Annotated in this window: 21 protein-coding genes; 13 read left to right on the top strand and 8 right to left on the bottom strand. The window is 63.0% G+C overall.

From position 1 onward, the window contains the following. Nucleotides 1-28: 28 nt before the first annotated feature. Nucleotides 29-439 carry a hypothetical protein gene (locus AC0CMF_RS05390; protein ID WP_122519897.1) on the top strand — a complete coding sequence of 137 codons (411 nt, stop codon included), beginning with the start codon at nt 29-31 and terminating at the stop codon, nt 437-439. Between the two features lie 7 nt (nt 440-446). Here the strand turns inward: AC0CMF_RS05390 and AC0CMF_RS05385 are convergent, their stop codons facing one another. From AC0CMF_RS05385 to AC0CMF_RS05375, 3 genes are read right to left on the bottom strand one after another with little or no spacing between them, the layout of a single operon-like run. Beyond that, nucleotides 447-1541 (bottom strand): ABC transporter substrate-binding protein, encoded by a 1095-nt coding sequence (locus AC0CMF_RS05385; protein ID WP_374628437.1) that lies wholly within the window; start codon nt 1539-1541, stop codon nt 447-449. After that, the gene (locus tag AC0CMF_RS05380) at nt 1538-2974 is read right to left on the bottom strand and encodes a sensor histidine kinase N-terminal domain-containing protein (protein ID WP_374628436.1); all 1437 of its coding nucleotides are present in this window, start codon (nt 2972-2974) and stop codon (nt 1538-1540) included. Before AC0CMF_RS05380 ends, AC0CMF_RS05385 begins: the two co-directional genes overlap by 4 nt. Then, complete coding sequence (locus AC0CMF_RS05375) at nt 2971-3642, bottom strand: response regulator transcription factor (protein ID WP_244274442.1); 672 nt, start codon at nt 3640-3642, stop codon at nt 2971-2973. The genes AC0CMF_RS05380 and AC0CMF_RS05375 overlap by 4 nt, the downstream gene beginning before the upstream one ends. Before the next feature lie 121 nt (nt 3643-3763). On the opposite strand from AC0CMF_RS05375, the gene AC0CMF_RS05370 reads away from it, so the two are divergent. From AC0CMF_RS05370 to AC0CMF_RS05350, 5 genes are read left to right on the top strand one after another with little or no spacing between them, the layout of a single operon-like run. Continuing rightward, nucleotides 3764-4729: a Bug family tripartite tricarboxylate transporter substrate binding protein gene (locus AC0CMF_RS05370; RefSeq protein WP_050471781.1), complete on the top strand. Its 966-nt coding sequence runs from the start codon at nt 3764-3766 to the stop codon at nt 4727-4729. Then, complete coding sequence (locus AC0CMF_RS05365) at nt 4729-5169, top strand: tripartite tricarboxylate transporter TctB family protein (RefSeq protein ID WP_050471780.1); 441 nt, start codon at nt 4729-4731, stop codon at nt 5167-5169. The genes AC0CMF_RS05370 and AC0CMF_RS05365 overlap by 1 nt, the downstream gene beginning before the upstream one ends. Before the next feature lie 12 nt (nt 5170-5181). Continuing rightward, complete coding sequence (locus AC0CMF_RS05360; protein ID WP_050471779.1) at nt 5182-6723, top strand: tripartite tricarboxylate transporter permease; 1542 nt, start codon at nt 5182-5184, stop codon at nt 6721-6723. A 3-nt stretch (nt 6724-6726) separates the two neighbouring features. Continuing rightward, nucleotides 6727-8079, top strand: coding sequence for an acyclic terpene utilization AtuA family protein (locus AC0CMF_RS05355; protein WP_374628435.1), 1353 nt, complete (start codon nt 6727-6729; stop codon nt 8077-8079). 1 nt (nt 8080) lies between these two features. Beyond that, nucleotides 8081-8389: a DUF4387 family protein gene (locus AC0CMF_RS05350; RefSeq protein WP_019965219.1), complete on the top strand. Its 309-nt coding sequence runs from the start codon at nt 8081-8083 to the stop codon at nt 8387-8389. A gap of 86 nt (nt 8390-8475) precedes the next feature. On the opposite strand, the gene metC is transcribed toward AC0CMF_RS05350, so the two are convergent. Next, the gene (gene metC / locus AC0CMF_RS05345; RefSeq protein ID WP_374628433.1) at nt 8476-9642 is read right to left on the bottom strand and encodes a cystathionine beta-lyase; all 1167 of its coding nucleotides are present in this window, start codon (nt 9640-9642) and stop codon (nt 8476-8478) included. Between the two features lie 311 nt (nt 9643-9953). On the opposite strand from metC, the gene AC0CMF_RS05340 reads away from it, so the two are divergent. The 5 genes from AC0CMF_RS05340 to AC0CMF_RS05320 all read left to right on the top strand — a co-directional run bounded on the left by AC0CMF_RS05340 (nt 9954) and on the right by AC0CMF_RS05320 (nt 15308). Beyond that, nucleotides 9954-10952 (top strand): amino acid ABC transporter substrate-binding protein, encoded by a 999-nt coding sequence (locus AC0CMF_RS05340; protein ID WP_200901695.1) that lies wholly within the window; start codon nt 9954-9956, stop codon nt 10950-10952. Between the two features lie 219 nt (nt 10953-11171). Next, on the top strand, nt 11172-12383 hold the full coding sequence (locus tag AC0CMF_RS05335; protein WP_050471774.1) for an amino acid ABC transporter permease: 1212 nt from the start codon (nt 11172-11174) through the stop codon (nt 12381-12383). Between the two features lie 2 nt (nt 12384-12385). Continuing rightward, nucleotides 12386-13555 carry an amino acid ABC transporter permease gene (locus tag AC0CMF_RS05330; protein WP_094462947.1) on the top strand — a complete coding sequence of 390 codons (1170 nt, stop codon included), beginning with the start codon at nt 12386-12388 and terminating at the stop codon, nt 13553-13555. Between the two features lie 69 nt (nt 13556-13624). Beyond that, a complete protein-coding gene (locus tag AC0CMF_RS05325) occupies nt 13625-14428 on the top strand; it encodes an amino acid ABC transporter ATP-binding protein (protein WP_050471773.1) in 804 nt (267 codons plus the stop codon). Between the two features lie 436 nt (nt 14429-14864). Then, entirely contained in the window at nt 14865-15308 is a 444-nt protein-coding gene (locus AC0CMF_RS05320) for an META domain-containing protein (protein WP_122519903.1), read from the top strand. 81 nt (nt 15309-15389) lie between these two features. On the opposite strand, the gene sseA is transcribed toward AC0CMF_RS05320, so the two are convergent. From sseA to AC0CMF_RS05300, 4 genes are all read right to left on the bottom strand, one after another. Continuing rightward, nucleotides 15390-16232 carry a 3-mercaptopyruvate sulfurtransferase gene (gene sseA / locus AC0CMF_RS05315; RefSeq protein ID WP_374628432.1) on the bottom strand — a complete coding sequence of 281 codons (843 nt, stop codon included), beginning with the start codon at nt 16230-16232 and terminating at the stop codon, nt 15390-15392. 46 nt (nt 16233-16278) lie between these two features. Next, nucleotides 16279-16992, bottom strand: coding sequence for an alanyl-tRNA editing protein (locus AC0CMF_RS05310; RefSeq protein WP_058900073.1), 714 nt, complete (start codon nt 16990-16992; stop codon nt 16279-16281). A 95-nt stretch (nt 16993-17087) separates the two neighbouring features. Next, nucleotides 17088-18572 carry a cardiolipin synthase gene (cls, locus tag AC0CMF_RS05305; protein WP_050471769.1) on the bottom strand — a complete coding sequence of 495 codons (1485 nt, stop codon included), beginning with the start codon at nt 18570-18572 and terminating at the stop codon, nt 17088-17090. A gap of 16 nt (nt 18573-18588) precedes the next feature. Continuing rightward, on the bottom strand, nt 18589-19623 hold the full coding sequence (locus tag AC0CMF_RS05300; protein WP_058900072.1) for a cysteine synthase A: 1035 nt from the start codon (nt 19621-19623) through the stop codon (nt 18589-18591). Nucleotides 19624-19918: 295 nt separating this feature from the next. Between AC0CMF_RS05300 and AC0CMF_RS05295 the strand changes: the two genes are divergently transcribed. Together AC0CMF_RS05295 and AC0CMF_RS05290 are read left to right on the top strand one after the other, a co-directional pair. Next, the gene (locus tag AC0CMF_RS05295) at nt 19919-20566 is read left to right on the top strand and encodes a ChrR family anti-sigma-E factor (RefSeq protein WP_472481135.1); all 648 of its coding nucleotides are present in this window, start codon (nt 19919-19921) and stop codon (nt 20564-20566) included. Nucleotides 20567-21118: 552 nt separating this feature from the next. Next, nucleotides 21119-21916 carry an SDR family NAD(P)-dependent oxidoreductase gene (locus AC0CMF_RS05290; protein WP_472481133.1) on the top strand — a complete coding sequence of 266 codons (798 nt, stop codon included), beginning with the start codon at nt 21119-21121 and terminating at the stop codon, nt 21914-21916. Nucleotides 21917-21992: the final 76 nt, after the last annotated feature.

Genomic DNA, 21992 nt, shown 5'->3' with positions numbered 1-21992 from the left:
CAGGACGCAGGAGAATCGGGAAGCACTCATGCAGCAGCAGGCAACCGCCCTTAACGGCGTCCTCTATCTGACCGGCACCTATCTTCTGGCGGTCGTCACCTTTCTGGCGGGCGGGGCGCCCGGCATCGTCGCCGTCTATCTCGGGGGCACCTACGCCCTGTCGGCGATCGCCGCATTCCTGTTTGCCAGGGGACTTCTGGAGTTTGTGTTCGGCGAGCGCGAGATCACCTTCTTCGTGGTGCTGCGAAAGGTCACCAATCCGTTTCTGGCTCTGGTGGCCCCGATCACGCCAGGCTTTCTGATGCCCTTTGCCGCCGCGCTCTATGGGGCGTTTCTGTTCTTCTTCCTGAAGATCATGCTGTTCGGCGATGCCTTCTTCGGCCTGCCGCCGCTCTTCATCCCGGCCTATCTGACGATTGCCTCGCTCTTCGGGGGCTGAGGCAGCCTCAGGGCTGTTCCATGGCCGCGTTCCATTCCTCCAGAAAGCGGGCGCGCGTCAGCTTGTCGAGCTGGGCCAGCAGGCCGGGATCCAGGCGGATGGGGCGCAGATGCGGGCGCTCGGCATAGACGCCCGGATCAATCGGCGGCAGCCCGGTCCGCTCGGTCAGCAGGCTCTGGCCTTCGGGCGAGACGAGAAAGGCGAGGAAGTCCTGCGCGAGGCCCGGCTGGCGCGCGTTGGCAGGCACCAGCGCCGTGCGCAGTAGAGTGATGGTGAAATCCTGCAGCTCGATCACCTCGAAGCCTTCGCGTTCCATCTTGTCACGCGGCAGGTAGCTGCCCAGCACATTGTAGGCCATGAGGATCTTTTTCGTCTGCACATCCGTGATCATCTCGCCCGAACAGCAGTAGAGCTTTGCGTCGAGCCGGCCCATCACCTCGGCAAGGCGCCAGAAGGTGTCGCTCATGCGGGCGTCCTGAGCCGCGAACATATAGCCGACGCCCGCAACGGCCGGATCATAGGTGCCGATGCGCCCGCGGAAGCGCTCCGGATTGTCGCGCAGCAGGTTGATCAGGTCCCGACGGGTGCCCGGCAGGGGCATGCCGCCCGCCAGGGCTTCATCTGCCAGGAGCACGACGGCCGGCTCCTGCGCCACGCCCACCAGCCGGTCCTGCCAGCGCGCCCAGGGCGGACGGGCGGCTATGATCTCCTCGTGCAGCGGCTGCGCGAGGCCATCATTTGCCAGTTTCATCTGCAGATCCATCGCGGAAGAGATGACCAGATCAAACCTCTCCTTCTCCGTCGCCACCGCATCGTAAAGCCCCTGGCTGGGCGAGACGATATAGTGGATCGCCACGGTGGGATGCTCACGGACATAGCCCTCGATCACCGGCTGGAACACCTCGATGTCCGTGCTTGAGACGATGCGGATTTCATTGGGCGCCGAGGCCGGTCCGAACCGGCGCTCCGCTTCGATGGTCATCGCCTGGGCCTGACTAAGCGGCATCAGAAAGATTGTTGCCACCGCAAGGAGTTGCAGTCCTGCTCTCATGAGGCGCTTGAGCTCATCGCGGGAAGCCGCAGCATCAGGGACAGCTGTCATGATCTTTCCTCCTGCTGCGCCAGAAGCGGCAGCTGCAGCGTTGCCAGCGCGCCGCCTCCCTCGGCTGCCTCAAGGCTGAACTGGCCCTCCATGACAGCCGCCGCCTCGCTGACAATGGTCAGGCCGAGGCCCGAGCCTATCACGTCATCGACATTGGTGCCGCGCTGGAAACGGCCGGAGAGAGTGCCGCCGCTCTGGCCGTCAAGGCCCCGCCCGTGGTCGCGGCAGGTCAGTTCGGCCATCTCGTTTTTCCGTTGCAGCGTCAGGTGAATGTCCGTGTCCGGCGGAGAATATTTGATGGCATTATCGATGAGATTGCGGATGGCGGCCTCCATCAGCACGGCGTCGCCAAAGGTGGGCAGCGGTTCTTCCGGGCAAGACAGCCGGATGTGAATATCCTTGAGATCCGCCGCCGTCCGGTACCGTTCGGCCAGTGCAGCGGTCACCCGGCCGAGGTCGACTTCACTGAAACTCTGCTGGCCGGCGCGGTAGGCGACGGTCGCATGGTCCAGCAACTGGCCGGTCGAGCGGGAGCCCTCGTCAACGGCACGGATGAGGCCGCGCATGCGCTGGCGCATGGCTTCATCGGAAGCAAGGCGCAGGGCCAGTTCCGCTTCGCTGCGGATGGTGGCCAGCGGCGTGCGGATGTGATGGGCGGCCTCGGCAATGAAGGTTTCCGTCTGTGCCAGCGTGCCGCGCAGGCGCGTGATGAAGCTGTTGAGCGCAGAGATCAGCGGCACAAGCTCGGCCGGGGCAGGGTGGCGCACCGGACGCAGGTCGCGCGGGCCGCGCCGCTCCATGGCTGCGGCGAGCTTTTCGATGGGCCGCAGCAGGCGCGAGGCTGCCAGCAGCGACAGGGGAATGGCGGCGAGAAACACGGCAAGGCCAAGCGCGGCTGCCCGGTTGGCAAGCCGCGCGGCAATGGCATTCTGCGCTTCCCGTGTCTGCCCGACCATGACCAGCAGCCGGACCGGCCCCTCGTCAATCACCAGATTGCGGGCGACAGCCGCGATGCGCAGTTCGGCATCGCGGTAGAGGGTGGTGTAAAAAACCGGCTCCAGCGAAGACGGGGTGTGGCTGGGCTGGGGCAGATCCTCGTAGCCCGTCAGATCGCGCCCGCCGATCATGATCCGGTAGAAGATCCGTTCCTCGCCCATGGCCGAGAGGATGGAGAAAGTGCCGGAGGGCAGTTCCACCAGCGGGCCGCCATCGACGCTGCGCAGTTCCTCGGCAATGGCGATGGTCGCCGCGCCCAGAATGCCGTCAAGAGTTGCTTCCGAGGCCTGTTCGGAACTGATGCGCACGGCAAAAAAGAGGGCGATGGCGAGAATGGCGGAAAGACCCAGGAGCTGGGTGACCAGCCGGCGCCGCAGGGAAGGGGAGTAAGGGGCCGCGCTTTGCCCGCCTGCTCTGCCTTTGCGGGGCCGGTTCATGGGCTGGTCAGCCGGTAGCCCAGGCCGCGCAGGGTTTCGATGCGCAGGCTGCTGCCCTGCAGCTTCTTGCGCAGGCGTCCCACATAGACCTCGATGGCATTGTCCGTGACCGGTTCGGAATAGGAGAACAGCCGGTCGCACAGATGGTCTTTTGACAGGATGCGCCCGGGCGCGGCCAGGAAAACCTCGAAAAGCCGCAGTTCGCGGCTGCGCAGTTCCCGGCTCTCGCCCGCAACGATCACTTGGCCGGCCATCGGATCGAACACCACATCGGCAAAGCGCTGCTGCGCATTGGGCGTGCCGCCGCGGCGGCGCAGAACCGCCCGGCACCGGGCTTCCAGCTCGGTGAAGTCGAAAGGCTTGGTGATGTAGTCATCGGCGCCCATGTCGAGCGTGCCCACCCGGTCGGAAACGGCGGACCGTGCCGTCATGACGATCACCGGTGTCGCATCGCCTTTCTGGCGCTGTGCTGCGAGAAACGCCCGGCCGTCTCCATCAGGCAGCATGATGTCGAGAAGGATGAGATCGTAATCGGCTGACGCCAGACAGGATCTCGCGGTTTCGAGATCCGGGGCGTGATCGACGGCGTGGCCCTCCAGCGTCAGGCGCTCGCGAACAGAACGCGCAAGGTCGCCATTGTCCTCGACAAGCAGGAACCGCAAGGCCATCCCCCCAGAATTTATACCTGTGACAGGTTTGTGTCAGGTTTGGACGAAACTATGGCCGGGCGCAAGAGGTCCGGATCGGCCTTGCGGACTGATACCAATGCCCCAGGGAGGAGAACCAGGGATGAAAACTACGCTTAAGGCGCTTGCACTCAGCGTCATGATCGGTGCTGGCATGTCCACCGTTGCTGCTGCGACGGAATGCATTGCACCGGCAAACCCCGGCGGCGGCTGGGACTTCACCTGCCGTCAGGTCTCCCAGATCATGTATGAGATCGGCGTTGTGCCGAACCCCATCCAGGTCACCAACATGGCCGGTGCCGGTGGCGGTGTGGCCTACACCCATGTCGTGGGGCAGCGTGACACGGATGCCGACCTCCTCGTGGCCGCTTCCTCGGCAACGACCACCCGTCTTGCCCAGAACGCCTTTGCAGGCATGACGGCTGATCAGGTCCGCTGGCTCGGCACCCTTGGCGGCGATGCCGGTGTCATCGTCGTGGCAAAGGACAGCCCCTATCAGACCCTCAATGATCTGATCGAGGCCGTGAAGGCCAATCCCGCCAAGAACGCTTTCGCAGGCGGCTCGGCCGTGGGCGGCTTCGACCATCTCAAGGTGCTGATGATGATGGACCGTGCCGGCTTCACCGACGCACGCGCCATCAAGTACATCGGCGTGGATGGCGGCGCCGATGCCATCACCCAGACCGTGGGCGGCTTTACCGCTGCGATGACCGGCGACATCTCGGAGATCTCCGGCTTCATCAAGTCGGGCGATGTGCGTGCGCTGGCCGTCTTTGCCGAAGAGCGGGTCGAGGCGTTCCCGGACGTTCCGACGGCCAAGGAGCAGGGGCTTGATCTCGTGGCCATGAACTGGCGCGGCTTCTATGTCCCGAAGGGCATCTCCGACGAAGAGTTCAACGTCTGGGTCGATCGCCTGCAGAAGGTCGCCGAGTCCGAGCAGTGGAAGAAGGTCATGGCTGACAACGGCCTTGCTCCCTACGCCCTGATCGGCGGCGAGTTCGAAGGCTGGGTTGCCAACAATATCGCGGAAATCCAGGAGATTTCCCGTGAGATCGGGATCATCAAGTAATGAAGGGTGACCGGATCTTCGGTCTGGTCATGATCCTCGTGGCGCTGGGGTATCTCTCCAGCGCCACACAGATTGAGACCAGCTTCATCTCGGACCCGATCGGTCCGCGGATTTTTCCCTACATGATCGGCGGCGTGACCATTCTCGCCTCCCTCACGATGATGCTGCGTCCGGACCCGGACGTCGAGTGGCCCTATGGCCTGATGCTCGCAAAGCTGGGTTTCACGCTGCTTCTGCTGATTGGCTATGCAATGATGATTCGCCCGCTCGGTTTCATCATTCCGACCTTCATCGTTGCCGGCATCATCAGCTATCAGATCGAGCCCCGGCCTGTCCCGGCACTCCTGACCGGCGCAGGGCTTTCCATCGGCCTCTTTACACTCTTCAAGTTCGTGCTCGGTCTCGGCCTCGTGGCGTTTCCGCGCGGGTTGCTTGGGTGAGGGGACAACATCATGGATATCCTGTCTAATCTGGCGCTCGGATTCTCCGTGGCGCTGACGCCGACCACGCTGTTCCTGGCGATCGTCGGCTGCTTCCTCGGCACCATCATTGGTGCGCTGCCGGGCCTTGGCCCCTCAAACGGCGTTGCGCTGCTGATCCCGATCTCCTTCACGCTCGGCCTTGACGCCATGTCGGCGCTGGTGCTGCTGACCTCGGTCTATTACGGCTGCATGTATGGCGGGCGCATTTCGTCGATCCTGCTCAACATCCCCGGTGACGAGCCGGCGATGATGACCACGCTGGACGGCTACCCCATGGCCCGCAAGGGCCGGGCAGGGGATGCGCTGGTGATTTCGGCCGTGGCCTCCTTCGTGGGCGCTTTCCTTGCCACCGTTGGCCTCATGGTCATGTCGCCGCTGCTTGCACGCGTGGCTTTCCAGTTTGGCCCGGCGGAGTATTTCGCCCTCTATCTGCTGGCGTTCTGCACGCTCGGCGGTCTGGGGTCGAACAACCAGGCCAAGGCGGCCCTTGCCGCTGCCATGGGGCTGGGTATTGCCATGATCGGCCTGGACAAGACCACGGGCATGCCGCGCTTCACCTTTGGTGAACTGCATCTGATGGATGGCATCGATTTCCTCGTCGCCATCGTCGGGCTCTTTGCCGTCTCGGAAATCTTCTTCTTCATCGAGAGCCACGGCAAGAACAGCGCCATCGGCGTGAAGCTCGGCTCCACCCGGATTCCGTGGGCGGACATCTGGCTGACCCGCTGGACCATGCTGCGGTCGACTGTCATCGGCTTCGTTGCAGGCGTTCTGCCCGGGGCTGGTGCGTCTCTTGGCTCCTTCCTTGCCTATGCCGGCGAAAAGGCCATTGCCAAGGACAAGCACACCTTCGGCACCGGCAATCCGAAGGGCATCGCCGCACCTGAAGCGGGCAACAACGCCGCTGCCGGTGGTGCGCTGATTCCGATGCTGACCCTCGGCGTTCCGGGCTCCGGCACCACGGCGGTGCTGCTGGCCCTGCTGCTGACGCTCAACATCACGCCGGGGCCGCTGCTGTTCACGGATCGTCCGGAAATCGTCTGGGGCCTGATCGCCTCGCTCTTCATCGGCAACTTCGTGCTCCTGGTCCTCAACATCCCGATGGTGAAGATCTTCGTGCGGATTCTGTCGGTGCCGAGCTACATCCTGCTGCCCGGCGTGACGATGATTGCCTTCGTCGGCATCTTCTCGCTGACCGGCTCGTCCTTCGACATGCTGATGATGGTTGCCTTCGGTGCCCTGGGCTACATCCTGCGCAAGCTGGACATCCCCACCGTGCCGGTGATCCTGGGCATCCTGCTGGGCAACCAGATGGAAGACAACCTGCGCCGCGCCATGGTGCTGTCGGATGGGGACTGGACTTACCTGTTCTCTTCAGGCATTGCCATTGGCCTCTGGACTGCGGCCGTGCTGGGCTTCGTTGCCCCCATCTTCCTGCGCCGCTTCCTCAAGAAGCCGCTGCCGGACAGTGAAACGGCCGTTGCTGACGCAGCAGCGGCAGACAAGGACTAAGACATGACCACCCGCGTGCTGGTGCCTTCAGGCGTCCTCGGACTGGGGTTTGACCGGGAGGCGCTGGCTCGCGGCGTGCGTCTCCGCCCCGACATCATCTGCATTGATGGCGGGTCCACCGACAGTGGCCCCTTCTCACTCGGGGCGGGGGTATCCAAGTACTCCCGCGCCGCCACCAAGGCCGAATGGCGCGACCTGATGAAGGCCCGCGCCGAGGGGGGCGTTCCTCTCGTCATCGGCACGGCCGGCACCTGCGGTGCCGATGCAACCGTGGACTGGATGTATGAGATCACCTGCGAACTGGCGGCCGAACTTGGCCAGAGCCTCAAGATCGCACGGGTCTATTCCTCCCAGCCGAAAGAGCGCATCCTCAAGGCGCTGGCAGAGGGCCGTATCCGGCCGCTCACACCGGCGCCGGAGATTTCCGCAGACCTGATCGGATCGCTCTCCAACATCGTGGCGCTGGCCGGTGCCGAGCAGATCCAGGCCGCGCTTGAGACCGGCGCCGATATCGTCATCGCCGGACGCACCACCGACACGGCGACCATCTGCGCGCTGCCGCTTGCCCGCGGTGAACATCCGGGCGGGGCCTGGCATGGGGCAAAGATCGCCGAATGCGGCGCGCTCTGCTCCACCAATCCCACCTCCGGCGTGATCATGGTGGACTTCGACAAGGATGGTTTCACGGTCGAGCCGCTGGCGGACAATGCCGCCTGCACGCCCCATTCCGTTTCCGCCCATATGCTTTACGAGAATTCGGACCCCTATCAGCTCTATGAGCCGGGCGGTTATCTCGATGTGCGCGGTTCGCGCTACACGGCGCTGGATGAGCGAAGGGTGCGGGTCGAGGGCTCGCGCTGGGTCGAGGGGCAGTACACGGTGAAGCTGGAGGGCGCCCGTGTGGCTGGCTACCAGACCACCATCATGGCCATTTTGCGCAATGACCGTTATGTGCGCGAGGCCCGCGCCTGGGTGGACCGTCTCACCGGTTTTCTCACCGGCGAAATCCGCTCCCGCATGGGACTGGAGCCGGGCGCCTATGACCTGCAGTTCCGCCTCATCGGTGTGGACGGCGCGCTGGGGGCCATGGAAAACCGCAAGGGCGATCCGGTCGAGATCGGCGTTCTGGGTATCGTGACCGCTGAAACGCAGGCGATTGCCTCTGAAATCGGCAAGCTCATCAACCCCTTCGTGCTGCATTATCCGCTGACAGACAACGAGGAACTGCCGACGTTTGCGTTTCCCTATTCTCCGGCCCAGTCGGACCGCGGCGCGCTCTACGAGTTTGCCCTCAACCATGTGCTGGAACTGGACGACCCCATGTCCGCCTTCCGCATTGACGTGACGGAGGTCTGATATGGCGCGTCTGGGTGATACTGTCCTGAAGGTCCGTTCGAAGAATGCCGGTCCCTTCTGGGTGACCGTCGACGTGTTCTGCGGCTCTGACGAGGTGTTCAAGCGGGTTGTGCCGTCGTTGAAGACGGCGGATGTGGCGGCGCTGTTCCACACCGAACCGCAGCTGCTGAAGCGCTTCGATATCGAGGATCTGTCGGTCATCAAGTTCAGCTTCCCGCGCCCGGTGGTGCAGGGCAGCGCGAATGACCGCGACATGCACGGCGCGCAATGGGCGGTGCTGCTGGAAGAGGCGGATGTGAAGATCGCCTGAGCGGGGCTTCCTGCCGGCCGGTCCACCTCCATTTGCTGCAAGAAGGAGCGGTTGCCGCCAGATCGCGGCAACCGCTTGTTTCTGAATCAGGCCTTCATCGCCGCCATGGCCTGCGCCAGGTCTGCAATCAGGTCACGCGTGTCTTCAAGCCCGATGTGCAGACGCACGCTCTGGCTGATCGGCACCGGCGTTCCAGCCGTGCGCAGGCCTTTGAGCTTCACCGGGATGGCCAGGCTTTCAAAGCCGCCCCAGGAATAGCCAAGGCCGAACAGCTTCAGCGCATTGAGGAAAGCGACCGCCTGCTTCTCCGTGACGTCCGGCGTGAAATCAAAGGCAAAGAGCCCGCAGGCGCCCTTGAAATCCCGCTTCCACAGGGCGTGGCCGGGGTCCTGCGGCAGAGCGGGGTAGCGGATTGCCGCCACGCAGCTCTGCTCCGCCAGCCAGTTCGCCACGTCCAGCGCGTTGCGCATGTGCCGTTCAAGACGAACCGACATGGTCCTGAGGCCGCGCAGGGCGAGATAGACATCATCCGGTCCCACATGCAGGCCAAGGTTGCCGTGCATGTTTAGGAGGCCCGGCCAGGCCCGGGCGCTCGCGGCCACCGTGCCGATCATCACGTCCGAGTGGCCGACGATGTATTTGGTTCCGGCCTGGATCGACAGGTCGACCCCATGGGCCAGCGGCTGGAAGAACACCGGCGTCGCCCAGGTGTTGTCCATGAGCACGAAAGCATCAATTTCGCGGACCGCAGCGGCAATGGCCGGCACGTCCTGCATCTCGAAGGTGAGTGAGCCGGGCGCTTCAAGAAAGACCGCCTTCGTATTGGCCTTGAACCGCTTCCTGATTCCCTCGCCGGCCCAGGGTTCGAAATACTCCACCTCGATGCCGTAGCGCGGCAGGATGGCGTCGCAGAAATGCCGCGTGGGGCCATAGACCGTGTCTGCCACAAGGAAGTGGTCGCCAGCCTTCAGGCAGGAGAGGCAGGCAAGGGAAATCGCATTGAGGCCGGATGTGGCGAGCTTGGCGCCGGCTGCCCCCTCGATGGCGGCGATGGCCTCTTCCAGGGCCTCGGTCGTGGGTGTGCCGCGGCGGCCGTAGGAATATTTCTGCGCACCCGGTGCCATCGCCTCGACATTGGGAAAAAGGACGGTGGAGGCATGGACCACCGGCGGGTTCACGAATCCGTGAAAGTCATCCGGATGCCGGCCTGCGTGAACAAGCACGGTGTCCAGTTTCTGATCAATCTCTGCCATTTTGTTACTCGTGTTGACTTTCTATGCAGCGGGAGGTGGAAGAGGGGCGGGTATCACGATGAAATAATCGTTTTACCACTCTGCGGCCTCTTGACCCGTCGCGTCAAATGCCATCGAATGGCCACATTGGGGCTCGGGTAGCGGCGCTATTCCGACTTCGCGTTTTGCGTGAGGGAGGACTGGAGCCCGGCACGGCCGGGCAGGGGGTCCAGCAGCTGGAAAAAGCGCATGCGGAACATCCGGGTCCTGATGCAAAACACAGATGGGTAACAAAAAAAGGCTGCAAATCCATGAAAGCGAAATTCATTCCCATGATGCTCGGCGCGACCGTCGCTGCGGCTGCTGCGACCTCTGCGTCTGCAGCGACGCTTGACGACGTCAAGGCCAAGGGTTTTGTCCAGTGCGGTGTGAGCCAGGGTCTGCCGGGCTTCTCCAATCCGGATGCACAGGGCAACTGGAGCGGCCTCGACGTCGACATCTGCCGCGCCGTTGCAGCCGCCATTTTCGGTGATGCCGAGAAGGTCAAGTATTCCCCGCTGAGCGCCAAGGAGCGTTTCACCGCCCTGCAGTCCGGCGAAATCGACGTCCTGTCGCGCAACACCACCTGGACCTCTTCGCGCGACACCTCGCTCGGCCTGAACTTCACCGGCGTGACCTATTATGACGGTCAGGGCTTCCTGGTGCGCAAGTCGCTGGGCGTGACCTCCGCTCTGGAACTGTCCGGCGCTTCGGTCTGCACCCAGACCGGCACCACGACCGAGCTGAACATCGCCGACTACTTCCGCTCCAACAACATGCCCTATGAAGTCGTCGCCTTCGAAAAGGCCGACGAAGTGATCATGGCCTATGACGCCGGCCGCTGCGACGTGTTCAGCACCGACGCTTCCGGTCTCTACGCCGAGCGCCTGAAGCTTGCCAACCCGGCCGACCACGTCGTGCTGCCGGAAATCATCTCCAAGGAGCCGCTCGGCCCGGTGGTGCGTCATGGCGACGACCAGTGGTTCGATCTGGTGAAGTGGAGCCTCTACGCCATGATCAACGCGGAAGAGCTGGGCATCACCTCGGCCAACGTCGAAGAGATGAAGTCCTCCGACAATCCGGAAATCAAGCGCCTGCTCGGCGTTGAAGGTGACTACGGCCAGCAGCTGGGCGTCGGCAACGACTGGGTTGTCAGCATCGTCAAGGGCGTGGGCAACTACGGTGAAGCCTTCGACCGCAACGTCGGTCCGGACACCCCGCTGGGCATCGCCCGCGGCCTGAATGCCCTGTGGACGAAGGGTGGCCTGCAGTACGCCCCGCCGGTCCGCTAAGCCAGACTTTACGGGATCCTTCGGGAGCCCCGGATCTGCGTCCCGGCCGGTGCAAGCTGGCCGGGATTTGCGTAATGACGGTGCTGGTAAAGACTGCAAAATGCAGCAACCGGCATCAGGGGAAAACTGCCGTATCTCTGTCGACGGGGTCTGGAGAACGGCAACGCATCACAGGTGCCGCTACAAGAGCACCGGTGCGTCATTGGTTGGCGAGGCAATATGACAACACGGGATAACGGCGCAGCATCCTCTTCGAGAGGGTCGCTGGTCAACGACCCGCATGTTCGAGGTATTTTCTTTCAGTTGCTGCTGGTGGCGGTCCTTGTGACCGTGGGCTATGTGATCGTGACCAACACGATCGCCAATCTCCAGCGCCAGAAAATTGCATCGGGCTTCGGATTTCTTGACCGGATTGCAGGATTTGGCACATCCCAGAGCCTGATCAACTATTCGGAGACCTCCACTTTCGGGGACGCCCTGCTGGTGGGCTTCCTGAACACGCTGCTCGTTGCCGTCATCGGCATTCTCTGCGCGACCATCCTGGGCTTCCTCATCGGCGTTGCCCGCCTGTCGAAGAACTGGGTCATCTCGCAGCTGGCCTACTGGTATGTGGAAGTCCTGCGCAATATTCCGCTGCTGCTGCAGATCTTCTTCTGGTATTTCGCCGTTCTGCGGTCAGTCCCGGACAAGCGGGACAGGTGGTCGCTGTTTGATGCGATCCATCTGAACATCGCAGGGCTCTGGATGCCCAAGCCGGTGTTCGAGCCGGGCTCCTCGGCGATCGGCATTGCTCTGCTGATTGCCATCGCCGCCGTTGCGGTGATCAAGACCTGGGCCCGCAAGCGCCAGGAGGCGACGGGGCAGCAGTTTCCGGTGTTCCTGACGGCTCTCGGCCTGATCATCGGCCTGCCGCTGGTGGCCTATCTGGCATCGGGCATGCCCGTTTCGTTCAGCCATCCGGTCTTCAACGACACCGGGCCGCTGCTGCAGCGGGGCTTCACGCTCGGCACCGGCATGACGCTGATTCCGGAGTTCCTGGCCCTCACGGTGGCGCTGGCGATCTATACGTCGGCCTTCATTGCAGAAATCGTGCGTGCCGGCATTCAGGCGGTCAGCCACGGCCAGACCGAGGCAGCCAATGCCCTGGGCCTGCGCAATGCGCCGACCCTCCGGCTGGTGATCATCCCGCAGGCCATGCGCGTGATCATTCCGCCGCTCACCAGCCAGTATCTCAATCTGACGAAGAACTCTTCGCTCGCGGTTGCGATCGGCTTCCCCGACCTCGTGTCCCTTGGCGGTACGGTGCTGAACCAGACCGGCCAGGCGATCGAGGTTATTGCGATCTGGATGGCGGTCTATCTCTCGCTCAGCCTGATCACATCGGCCTTCATGAACTGGTATAACCAGAAGATGGCTTTGGTGGAGCGGTAAGGATGAACACCATGGCTGAAACCAAATCTGCATTTCACATCCGGACGGAGGAGGCTCCGCTTCTTCCGGCTCCGGTTTCGACCGCTGGTGCCATCGGCTGGGTGAGAACGAACCTGTTCTCCTCCATCGGCAACACCATTCTCACCCTCATCGGCATTCTGATCGCCTATTCCCTGATCAAGCCGCTGATCGAGTTTGCCCTCATCACCGCAGTCTGGACCGGTGAAAACCGCAATGCCTGTCTTGTGCCGGAAGGCTCGGGCGAGGTTGTCGGGGCCTGCTGGGCCTATGTGAAGGCGTATTTCCCGCAGTTCATCTACGGCCGTTATCCGGCGGCCCAGACCTGGCGGGTGGATATTGTCTTTGTGCTCTTCGCGGCGCTGCTCATTCCGCTGGCGATCCCCTCGGTGCCCTACAAGCGGATCAACGCGGTGCTGTTCATCGTCGGGCTTCCCATCGCGGCCTACTATCTGCTGACGGGGCTTTCCATCGGCGGCAACGTCATCCTGCCGGTGGTCTCGACCTCCCTGTGGGGCGGGCTGCTGGTGACGCTGGTGATTGCGGTGACGGGTATTGCCGCATCGCTTCCCATCGGCATTCTGCTGGCCCTGGGGCGGCGCTCGAACATGCCGGTCATCAAGCTGTTCTCGGTGATGTTCATCGAGTTCTGGCGCGGTGTGCCGCTCATCACGGTGCTGTTCATGTCCTCCGTGATGCTGCCGCTGTTCCTGCCTGAAGGCATCACCTTCGACCGGCTCCTGCGCGTGCTGATCGGTGTGACGCTGTTCTCCGCCGCCTATATGGCGGAGGTGGTGCGCGGCGGCCTGCAGGCCATTCCCAAAGGACAGTATGAGGGCGCCAAGGCGCTCGGCCTGGGCTACTGGCAGATGATGCGTCTCATCATCCTGCCGCAGGCGCTCAAGCTCGTCATTCCGGGCATCGTGAATACGTTCATCGGCCTGTTCAAGGACACGACCCTGGTGCTGATCGTCGGCATGTTCGACCTTCTGGGCCAGATCCAGTCCTCGTTCACAGACCCGACCTGGGCAACGCCGGTCACCAGCCGTACAGGCTATCTGTTTGCTGCCGTGATCTTCTTTGCCTTCTGTTTTGGCATGTCGCGCTACTCCATCTACATGGAGCGGCGGCTGAACACGGGCCATAAACGCTAGAGCGACCGTTGACAGGCTGGCGCGGATCTCCGCGCCGCCTCCGATCCCTGGATATTCTGGAGTAAACCCATGAGTGAGAACGCAGTCTCCGAAGTCGAAATCGCCGTTGACCGCAGCAAGATGACCGTGTCCGACACGGATGTGGCGGTCGAGATCATCGGCATGAACAAGTGGTACGGGGATTTCCACGTGCTGCGCGATATCAACCTGAAGGTCATGCGCGGCGAGCGCATCGTCATCTGCGGGCCTTCAGGGTCCGGCAAGTCGACGATGATCCGCTGCATCAACCGTCTGGAAGAGCATCAGAAAGGCCAGATCATCGTCGATGGCATCGAACTGACCGATGACCTGAAGAAGATCGACGAGATCCGCCGTGAGGTTGGCATGTGCTTCCAGCACTTCAACCTGTTTCCGCATCTGACGATCCTTGAGAACTGCACGCTGGCGCCGATCTGGGTGCGCAAGATGCCGAAGAAGCAGGCCGAGGAAATCGCCATGCACTACCTGACCCGGGTGAAGATCCCCGAGCAGGCGCACAAGTACCCGGGCCAGCTCTCCGGCGGTCAGCAGCAGCGCGTGGCCATTGCCCGCTCGCTCTGCATGAACCCCAAGATCATGCTGTTCGATGAGCCGACCTCGGCGCTCGATCCGGAAATGATCAAGGAAGTGCTGGATGTGATGGTCAGCCTTGCCGAAGAAGGCATGACCATGCTCTGCGTCACCCACGAAATGGGCTTCGCCCGCAAGGTCGCCAACCGGGTCATCTTCATGGATGCCGGCCAGATCGTGGAGCAGAACGAGCCGGAGCAGTTCTTCCTCAATCCGCAGCACGAGCGTACCAAGCTGTTCCTGAGCCAGATCCTGCACCACTGATCCGCAATAGCGCGGACCGGTTTTCCGGCCGCAGCTCGCAGGTTAAAATCAGGCCCCGGACCGCAAGGTCCGGGGCCTTGTTTTTATGTGACGGTGAATGTTCCCCTGAAGAAAAGACGATTGTGTATTTTTACAATAAGGAGCATGGCGAAAGCGCTATGCCTTTCGCTATCTTGCGAAATTCGTTTTCAAGAATTTGCCGTAAACAGCCTGTAAGTCATGTCTTGCGGAAATGCCTGCCGGTTTACTTCGCGTTATCGGGCTTGGGGCATTCTGGAGCGCGGAAATCACCGGCCGCTCGTTATTGCATGCCTTATACGAAATCCCGGTGAGCTTGCCTCATCGGGACCTGATCAAGCCCCTGCGGCGTTTGCGCATTTTCAAGGCGTGATGCGCCAGCATCCCGGAGCCTTGGTATGAGAGGGTTGTTCGACGCATGACTGTTCTTGGAACTCTTCGCCACCTTGCTGCCAAAACCGGTGCCTGCGCTGCCACCGCGCTGGCGCTGATGGCTTTTCAGCCTGCCGCAGCACAGGATCGCGGGCTGCCCTTCGATCTGGTGGGCAAATGGAAGGTGGAGGAAATTCAGGGTGAGGTGCCGCAGAGCGGTGCGGACAGTATCCTGCAGATCGAGGAAGCTGGAACCGTTGCGGGCTCCGGCGGTTGCAACACCATCTTCGGGCAGGTCCGCCAGAGTGGCGGCGTTCTGAAGATCGGCCCGCTGGCGGTCACCCGCAAGGCCTGTGCCCCTGCCATCATGGATCAGGAGCGCAAATTCGTCGAAGCCGTCCATGCGGCTGTCGATTACCGGGGGGAGCGGGGCTCCCTGACGCTGCTCAACGCCAATTCCGAACCGGTGCTGCGCCTGTCGCTGATGTGAGCCCGGCAACCCGTGCTGAAAACAAGGGCCCGCGTCAGTCTCTGACGCGGGCCTTCTGTCTTTTTCAGTTCAGCCTTGTAGTCACCCCGTGACGACCGGCGTGTCCGGCAGGCTGCCCCATTCGCTCCAGGAGCCGTCATAGAGGCTCAGATCCTTGTGGCCGAGCAGGGTGAGGGCGAGAGTGATGACCGCCGCGGTGACGCCGGAGCCGCAGGAGGTGGTCACCGGGCGCGACAGATCCACGCCAGCGTCCAGGAAGACCTGGCTGAGATCCCCGTTGGACTTCATCGTGCCGTCCGCATTCAGAAGTTCGGTGAAGGGTGTGCTGAAGGCGCCGGGCATATGGCCGGAGCGCAGGCCCTCGCGCGGCTCCTTCACTTCGGCGCGGAAGCGGGCGCCGGCGCGGGCATCCAGCACCTGGCGGCTGCCGCTGTCCACGATCGCCCGCATGGCCTCGATATCCGTCACGGCGCCATTGTGAAGGCGGGCGGTGAAGTGGCGCTCCGGCCGTGTCACCTTGCCGTCTTCCACCGGCCGTCCTTCGGCTTTCCACTTCGGCAGGCCGCCGTCGAGAATGAAGACACGCTCTGCCCCCATGGTCTTCAGCATCCACCAGCCGCGCGGGGCGGAGTAGATGCCGACCGTGTCGTAGAACACCAGCGTCATGCCGTCGCCCACGCCCAGCTTACGCATCATGGACGAGAAAGCCGTCGGCTGCGGCAGCATGTGGGGCAGGGGGCTTGCCTTGTCGGCGATGGCGTCGATGTCAAAGCGGATGGCGCCGGGAATATGTTCGGCCAGATATTCCGCGTTGGCATCGCGGCCCGTGCCCGGCAGGTGCATGGAGGCATCCAGCACCAGAACATCCGGTGCTGTAAGACGGCTAGCAAGCCATTCGGTACTGACGAGGGGCGGACGGTTCATGCCGGTCTCCGGTGCTGCAGTGGCAGGTCTGTTTCTGGGAAAGGGATCAATCAGCAAGGCGGATGCGGATCCGCCGGTTCAGCTTGCCCTTCTTTTCCATTTTCGTGATCTCAACGAGCCCGATTTCGGATGTGCGTGACACATGGGTGCCGCCGCAGGGCTGCAGGTCGAAATCCTCGCCGATGCGCACGAGGCGCACCTTGCCGTTGCCGCGCGGCGGGCTGACGCTCATGGACTTGATGAGGCCCGGATTGGCATCCAGTTCTTCATCCGTGATCCATTCCATGCTCACCGCCATGTCCCGGCCCACCGCTTCGCGGATCGCAGCCTCGATGGTCTCGCGTTCCGGCGGTTCAGGCATGTCGAGATCGATGCGGCTTTCCTCGGCGCCAATCTGGCAGCCGGTGATCTTGGTCTTCAGCACGGCGCAGATGATGTGCAGGGCGGTGTGCATGCGCATGAAACGGTAGCGCTGCGTCCAGTCCACATGCACGCTCACGGCCTCGCCTTCCTCCGGCAGGGCCTCTCCGGCCGCGGGAATGTGCCGGTGGCCGGTCTTGCCGTCCGCATAGAGGGCGGTGGTGATGGCAACCCGGCTGCCGTCGGCGCGTTCCAGATAGCCGCTGTCGCCGGGCTGGCCGCCGCTGGTGGCGTAGAACACCGTCCGGTCCAGCACGATGGCGCCATCTCCGGTAATTTCCACCACCCGCGCTTCGCAGCTGCGCAGATAGGAATCATCGCGGAAAAGGGGCTCGGTCATCTGAAAGGCTCCGGTATCGGACAAGGCGGGGCCGCACGGTAGCATGCTTTGCCGCTGCTGCAAGCCTTGAGAGGACCTGTGATGACGGGGTTGCTCTAGAGGATCGGTGAAAACAGCCGGGCACTCTGGGCAAGAACCCGGAAGGCATAGGAGCGCTTGTCGAGGTCATCCGGTCCGGTCTGCCTCGCGCGGCCAAAATCCTCCTCCAGCATGGCCGCAATCTGGGCGATGAAGCCGGGGCTGGTGAACCAGAGCGTGATTTCGAAGTTGATCCGGAAGGAGCGGTTGTCGAAATTCACCGTGCCGACAGACGCCAGCTCGTCATCCACCAGCACGACCTTCTGATGCAGGAAGCCTTCGAGATAGCGGTAGACCTTGATGCCGTGGTTCACCATGTCATCCGCATAGGCGTGGCTGGCCAGCCAGACCAGCCGGTGGTCGGCCTTCTGCGGCAGCAGCACCCGCACATCGACGCCCCGCATGGCCGCTGCATAAAGCGCCGTCTGCACGTCCGGCCCAGGCACGAAATAGGGGCTGACGATCCACAGCCGGTGGCGGGCACGGGAGATGGCCTCGGTGAAGGCGATGGAACAGTCTTCCAGCGGGTCGGCCGGGCCCGTCGGCATCACAAGGACGGCCTCGTCGCCGGGGGATTCGTAGGGGCCGGGCGAGAAGAAATCCAGCGGCTCGCCGCAGGCCCAGTGCCAGTCCTCGGCAAAGGAGAGGGTGCAGCCGAGTGCTGCCGGGCCGCTGATCTTCACATGGGTGTCGCGCCAGTGGCCGAAATCCGGGTCCTTGCCCAGATATTCATCGCCCACATTGTGCCCGCCGACCCAGGCATGCCGGTTGTCCACGACGACGACCTTGCGGTGGTTGCGGTAGTTGATCCGCATCGGCCCCAGGATCCGCAGATAGTGATGCGTTTCGTTGAAGCCCGAGACGTGAATGCCGTGCCGGCGCAGCCGCCGGATATAGGCCTTGGGCAGGCCCTTGGAGCCGATCTCGTCATAAAGGAAATAGACCCGGACACCTTGCCGGGCCTTCTCGATCAGGAGGTCGGCCAGCGTGCGGCCCAGCACATCGCTGCGCACGATGAAGAATTGCACCAGAACCACGGTTCTGGCCTCGGAAATTCCCTGCAGGATCGAGGAGAACGTGGCATCGCCATCGATCAGCAATTCGCAGCGGTTGCCGGAAATGAAGGGCAGGTTGGCGACGCGTGACAGCACCTGCCAGTCCGTGGTCGCGGCCTTGTCGGCGATGCCGATCTGCCGGGCGCGGCGGCTGCGCTCGTCCCGGCCCATCTTGCGCTGCACATCGGCATAGTCGTCGAACTGCTTCCAGCCGAAGACGAGATAAAGCAGGATCGTGGGGATGGGCAGGAAGAACAGCGACAAGAGCCAGGCGATGGTGCCTTGCGCCGTGCGGCTGTTCATCACTTCCCGCACGGCGCAGATGGCTGCAAGGGTGTAAAGCGCTGCCGTAACCGCGGCGATGATGCCGAGATTGTTCAGGATCGTATCGGCGAGACTGACATCCGTGAGGACGTCCCTGCCGATGGACGTGGCAGCGCCCCCCATGGGCGTGGTCCTTATCTCACAGGAAAGGCGCCTTCAGCCCGGACCGGCTCTCCAGCCACGCCGGAACCGGCAGGGACTTGGAGCGCAGGAAGTCCGGATTGTAGAGCTTGGACTGATAGCGCGAGCCGTGGTCGCACAGGATGGTCACGACCGTGTGGCCGCGGCCGAGATCCCGCGCAAGACGGGCCGCACCGGCGATGTTGATGGCGCTGGAGCCGCCGAGCAGGAGGCCTTCATTCTCCGCCAGATCAAACAGCAGCGGCATGGCTTCCTCATCGGTCACCAGATAGGCCTTGTCCACCTTGATGTCCTCGATGATCGGCGTGACGCGGCCAAGGCCGATGCCCTCCGACACGGAGCCGCCGGGGGAGGATTCCGCCTTGCCGGTGGTGAAGAGGGAATACATCGCTGCCCCGCGCGGGTCCGCGCAGCCGATGACGATGCCGCTCTTCTGCTGGCGCAGATAGGTGGAGGTGCCCGCCAGTGTGCCGCCGGTGCCGACGGCGCAAATGAAACCGTCCACCTTGCCGTCCGTGTCGCGCCAGATTTCCGGGCCGGTGCTGACGAAATGGGCCTTGCGGTTGTCGAGGTTGTTCCACTGGTCGGCAAAGAGCACGCCGTTGGGCTCGCTTTTCGCCAGGTCTTCGGCGAGACGGCGGGCGACGTGCTGGTAATTGTTGGGGTCGGAGAAGGGCTTCACCGGCACTTCAACGAGTTCGGCGCCTGCTAGGCGCAGCATGTCCTTCTTTTCCTGGCTCTGGCTGTCCGGCATGACGATGACGGTCCGGTAGCCGCGGGCGCGGGCGACAAGCGCAAGGCCGATGCCGGTGTTGCCGGCCGTGCCCTCGACGATCAGGCCGCCGGGTTTCAGGTCGCCGCGCGCTTCGGCCTCCAGGATCATCTGCTTGCCGGCACGGTCCTTGACCGACTGGCCGGGGTTCATGAACTCCGCCTTGCCCAGGATCTCGCAGCCCGTCTCGTCAGAAAGCCGGTTGAGGCGGATGAGCGGGGTGTTGCCGATGGCTTCGACGGCGGAGGAATAAAGGGTCATGGTGATCCGGTGTTACTGTTTTCTGGTTGAAACGGCTTGTGCGCAAGCTAATGGTCCAAAGGCGCCGGATCAAGTGACGTGGCTGCAATCTGACCTGTCATGCGTGGAAGGTTTTTCTGCATCTTCGCTTAAATGGAAACGGAAAACCCCCGCCTTGGCCCCGGTGGCATCTTGCCGGGAAGGGGCAGTTTATCTAGGTTTCCTTACTAACACGCAGAAAGACGTGATCCGGGCACCAAAGACCGCCGTAGAGCAGGAAAAGCTGCTCACTCAAAAGATGGCACCAGGCACTTTAATGGAAACTACCACTGGACTGGACGAACTGCTGGCAGGATATGTCGCCGGAAGGCTGGCAGAACCCGCGCGCGTCCTCGTATCGTCTCATCTGGAATTGTCGCCCCGCCACCGCGGCTATGTCCGCTCGCTGGAGGCGCTGGCCGGAGCGGAGCTGGACACCACCGCACCGGTGGAGCTGACCAGCCGGGATGCCCGTCTTGAGGCCATTCTCGGCCTTCCGGCCATGCCGGAGCGGGCCATCCAGCCCTGCGAGTCCTTCGATCCGCGTCTTCCGTCCAGCCTGCGCGGCCTGCTGGGCCGCAACACGCTGGATGGCCTGAAGTGGCGCAGCCTGATGCCGGGCGTGAAGGAATTCAAGTTCGGCGAAATGGATGGCTGCACCGCCAGCCTCCTGTGGATCAAGGCCGGCCGCGCCGTGCCGTCGCACACCCATGACGGCCAGGAACTGACGCTGGTGCTGCAGGGCGGCTTCTCGGATGCTGACGGCCATTATGTGCGCGGCGATCTCGCCTTTGCCGATGATCACGTCGATCACAAGCCCGTTGCCGATGACGATGAAGACTGCATCTGCTTTGCCGTCACCGAAGGCCACCTTCGCCTCACCGGCCCCCTCGGCCGCCTCATTGCTCCGTTCATGCGGATGTGAGGGTGGGGCAGGGTAAGTATGCCCGTTTCACTGCGGTGCTGCTGAAAGTCAGAGCGTCATAGCCCTTCCGCGCTGTCCCCGCCTTGAGCGGGGACCTGTGAGGCTGGCACGCCTTAACGCTTTCTCAGGCCGTCACCCCGGCCAAGCGCAGCGCGAGCCGGGGCCTACTCGCTTCCAGAGAGCTGAGATTATCTCAAGCCCTGCTTCAGGCTCCTGTCCGAAGTCAGATGCACCACCGGAAACAAGTCTCACCGATCTGGAAATGAGTGGTCCCCGGGTCCTCACTTTGTTCGGCCCGGGGCGACGCCTGAGTGTTTGGAACGCCTGTGCTTTTGCCTCTACCTCGTCAGAACTTTAGTTGCCCGGTAACGTGGTGCCAGCAAGCACTGAGTCACCCCGGCCAGGCGTAGCGCGAGCCGGGGTTTGCCCGCTTCCAGAGCGCTGAGATTCTCTCAAGCCCTGCCTCAGGTTCCTGTCCGAAGCCAGATGCACCATCCCACCAGATCCACAGCCCGCCCTTGTCCGTAGAAACTCCAGACACAGGAGTTTCAGGTGACAGATTATACGGCAACCCCTTCCGACGGTTCGGCATGGATCACGGGCGCCAGTTCCGGCATTGGCCGGGCGGTGGCGCTGGAGCTGGCGCGGGCGGGCTTCAAGGTTGCGGTGACGGCCCGTTCGGCTGAAGCGCTCGAGAGCCTTGCCGGGGAGGCTGCAGGCCTTGCCGGATCGATCCACGCCTATCCCGGAGACGTCACGGATGCGGCCGCCATGGCCGCTATTGCCGCCAGCATCGAGGCGGAGCTTGCGCCGCTTGCCCTCGTCATCGCCAATGCCGGTGTTTACATTCCGGTCGATGGTCTTGATGGTTCTGCAGAGGCTTACGCGCAGACCTTCGATGTCAATCTGAAGGGCACCGTGCATGTGGTGCTGCCCACGATTGCCGCCATGAAGGGGCAGGGGCGCGGCCAGATCGCCATTGTCGCCTCTGTCGCGGGCTACAGCGGCCTGCCCACCTCGGCCGCCTATGGGGCGACCAAGGCCGGACTGATCAATCTGGCCGAGAGCCTGAAGTTCGATCTCGACCGTGTGGGCATCCGCATTCAGGTGGTTTCGCCCGGCTTTGTCGATACGCCGGCGACCAAGGAAAACCCTTTTCCCATGCCGCATCTGATGCCGGTGGAAGAGGCGGCCAAGGCTTTCGTGGCGGGGCTGCGGGCGCGCAAGGGTTTCGAGATTTCCTTCCCCAAAGCCTTCGTGCGGCAGCTTAAATTCTTGCGGCTTCTGCCCTACACCCTCTATTTCCCGCTTGTCGCCAAAGCCACCGGCTGGAGCCGCAAGGGGCGGTGAGGGGATGTTTAGCCCCGGTCCGTATCTCTCCATCGTCACCCCGGACGAAAGCGAAGCGGAGATCCGGGGCCGGTGA

This window comes from Pannonibacter sp. CBAS1226 (assembly GCF_055685825.1).
Note: the sequence above shows the minus strand (reverse complement) of the source record. Positions and strands in the feature narration are given on the sequence as shown.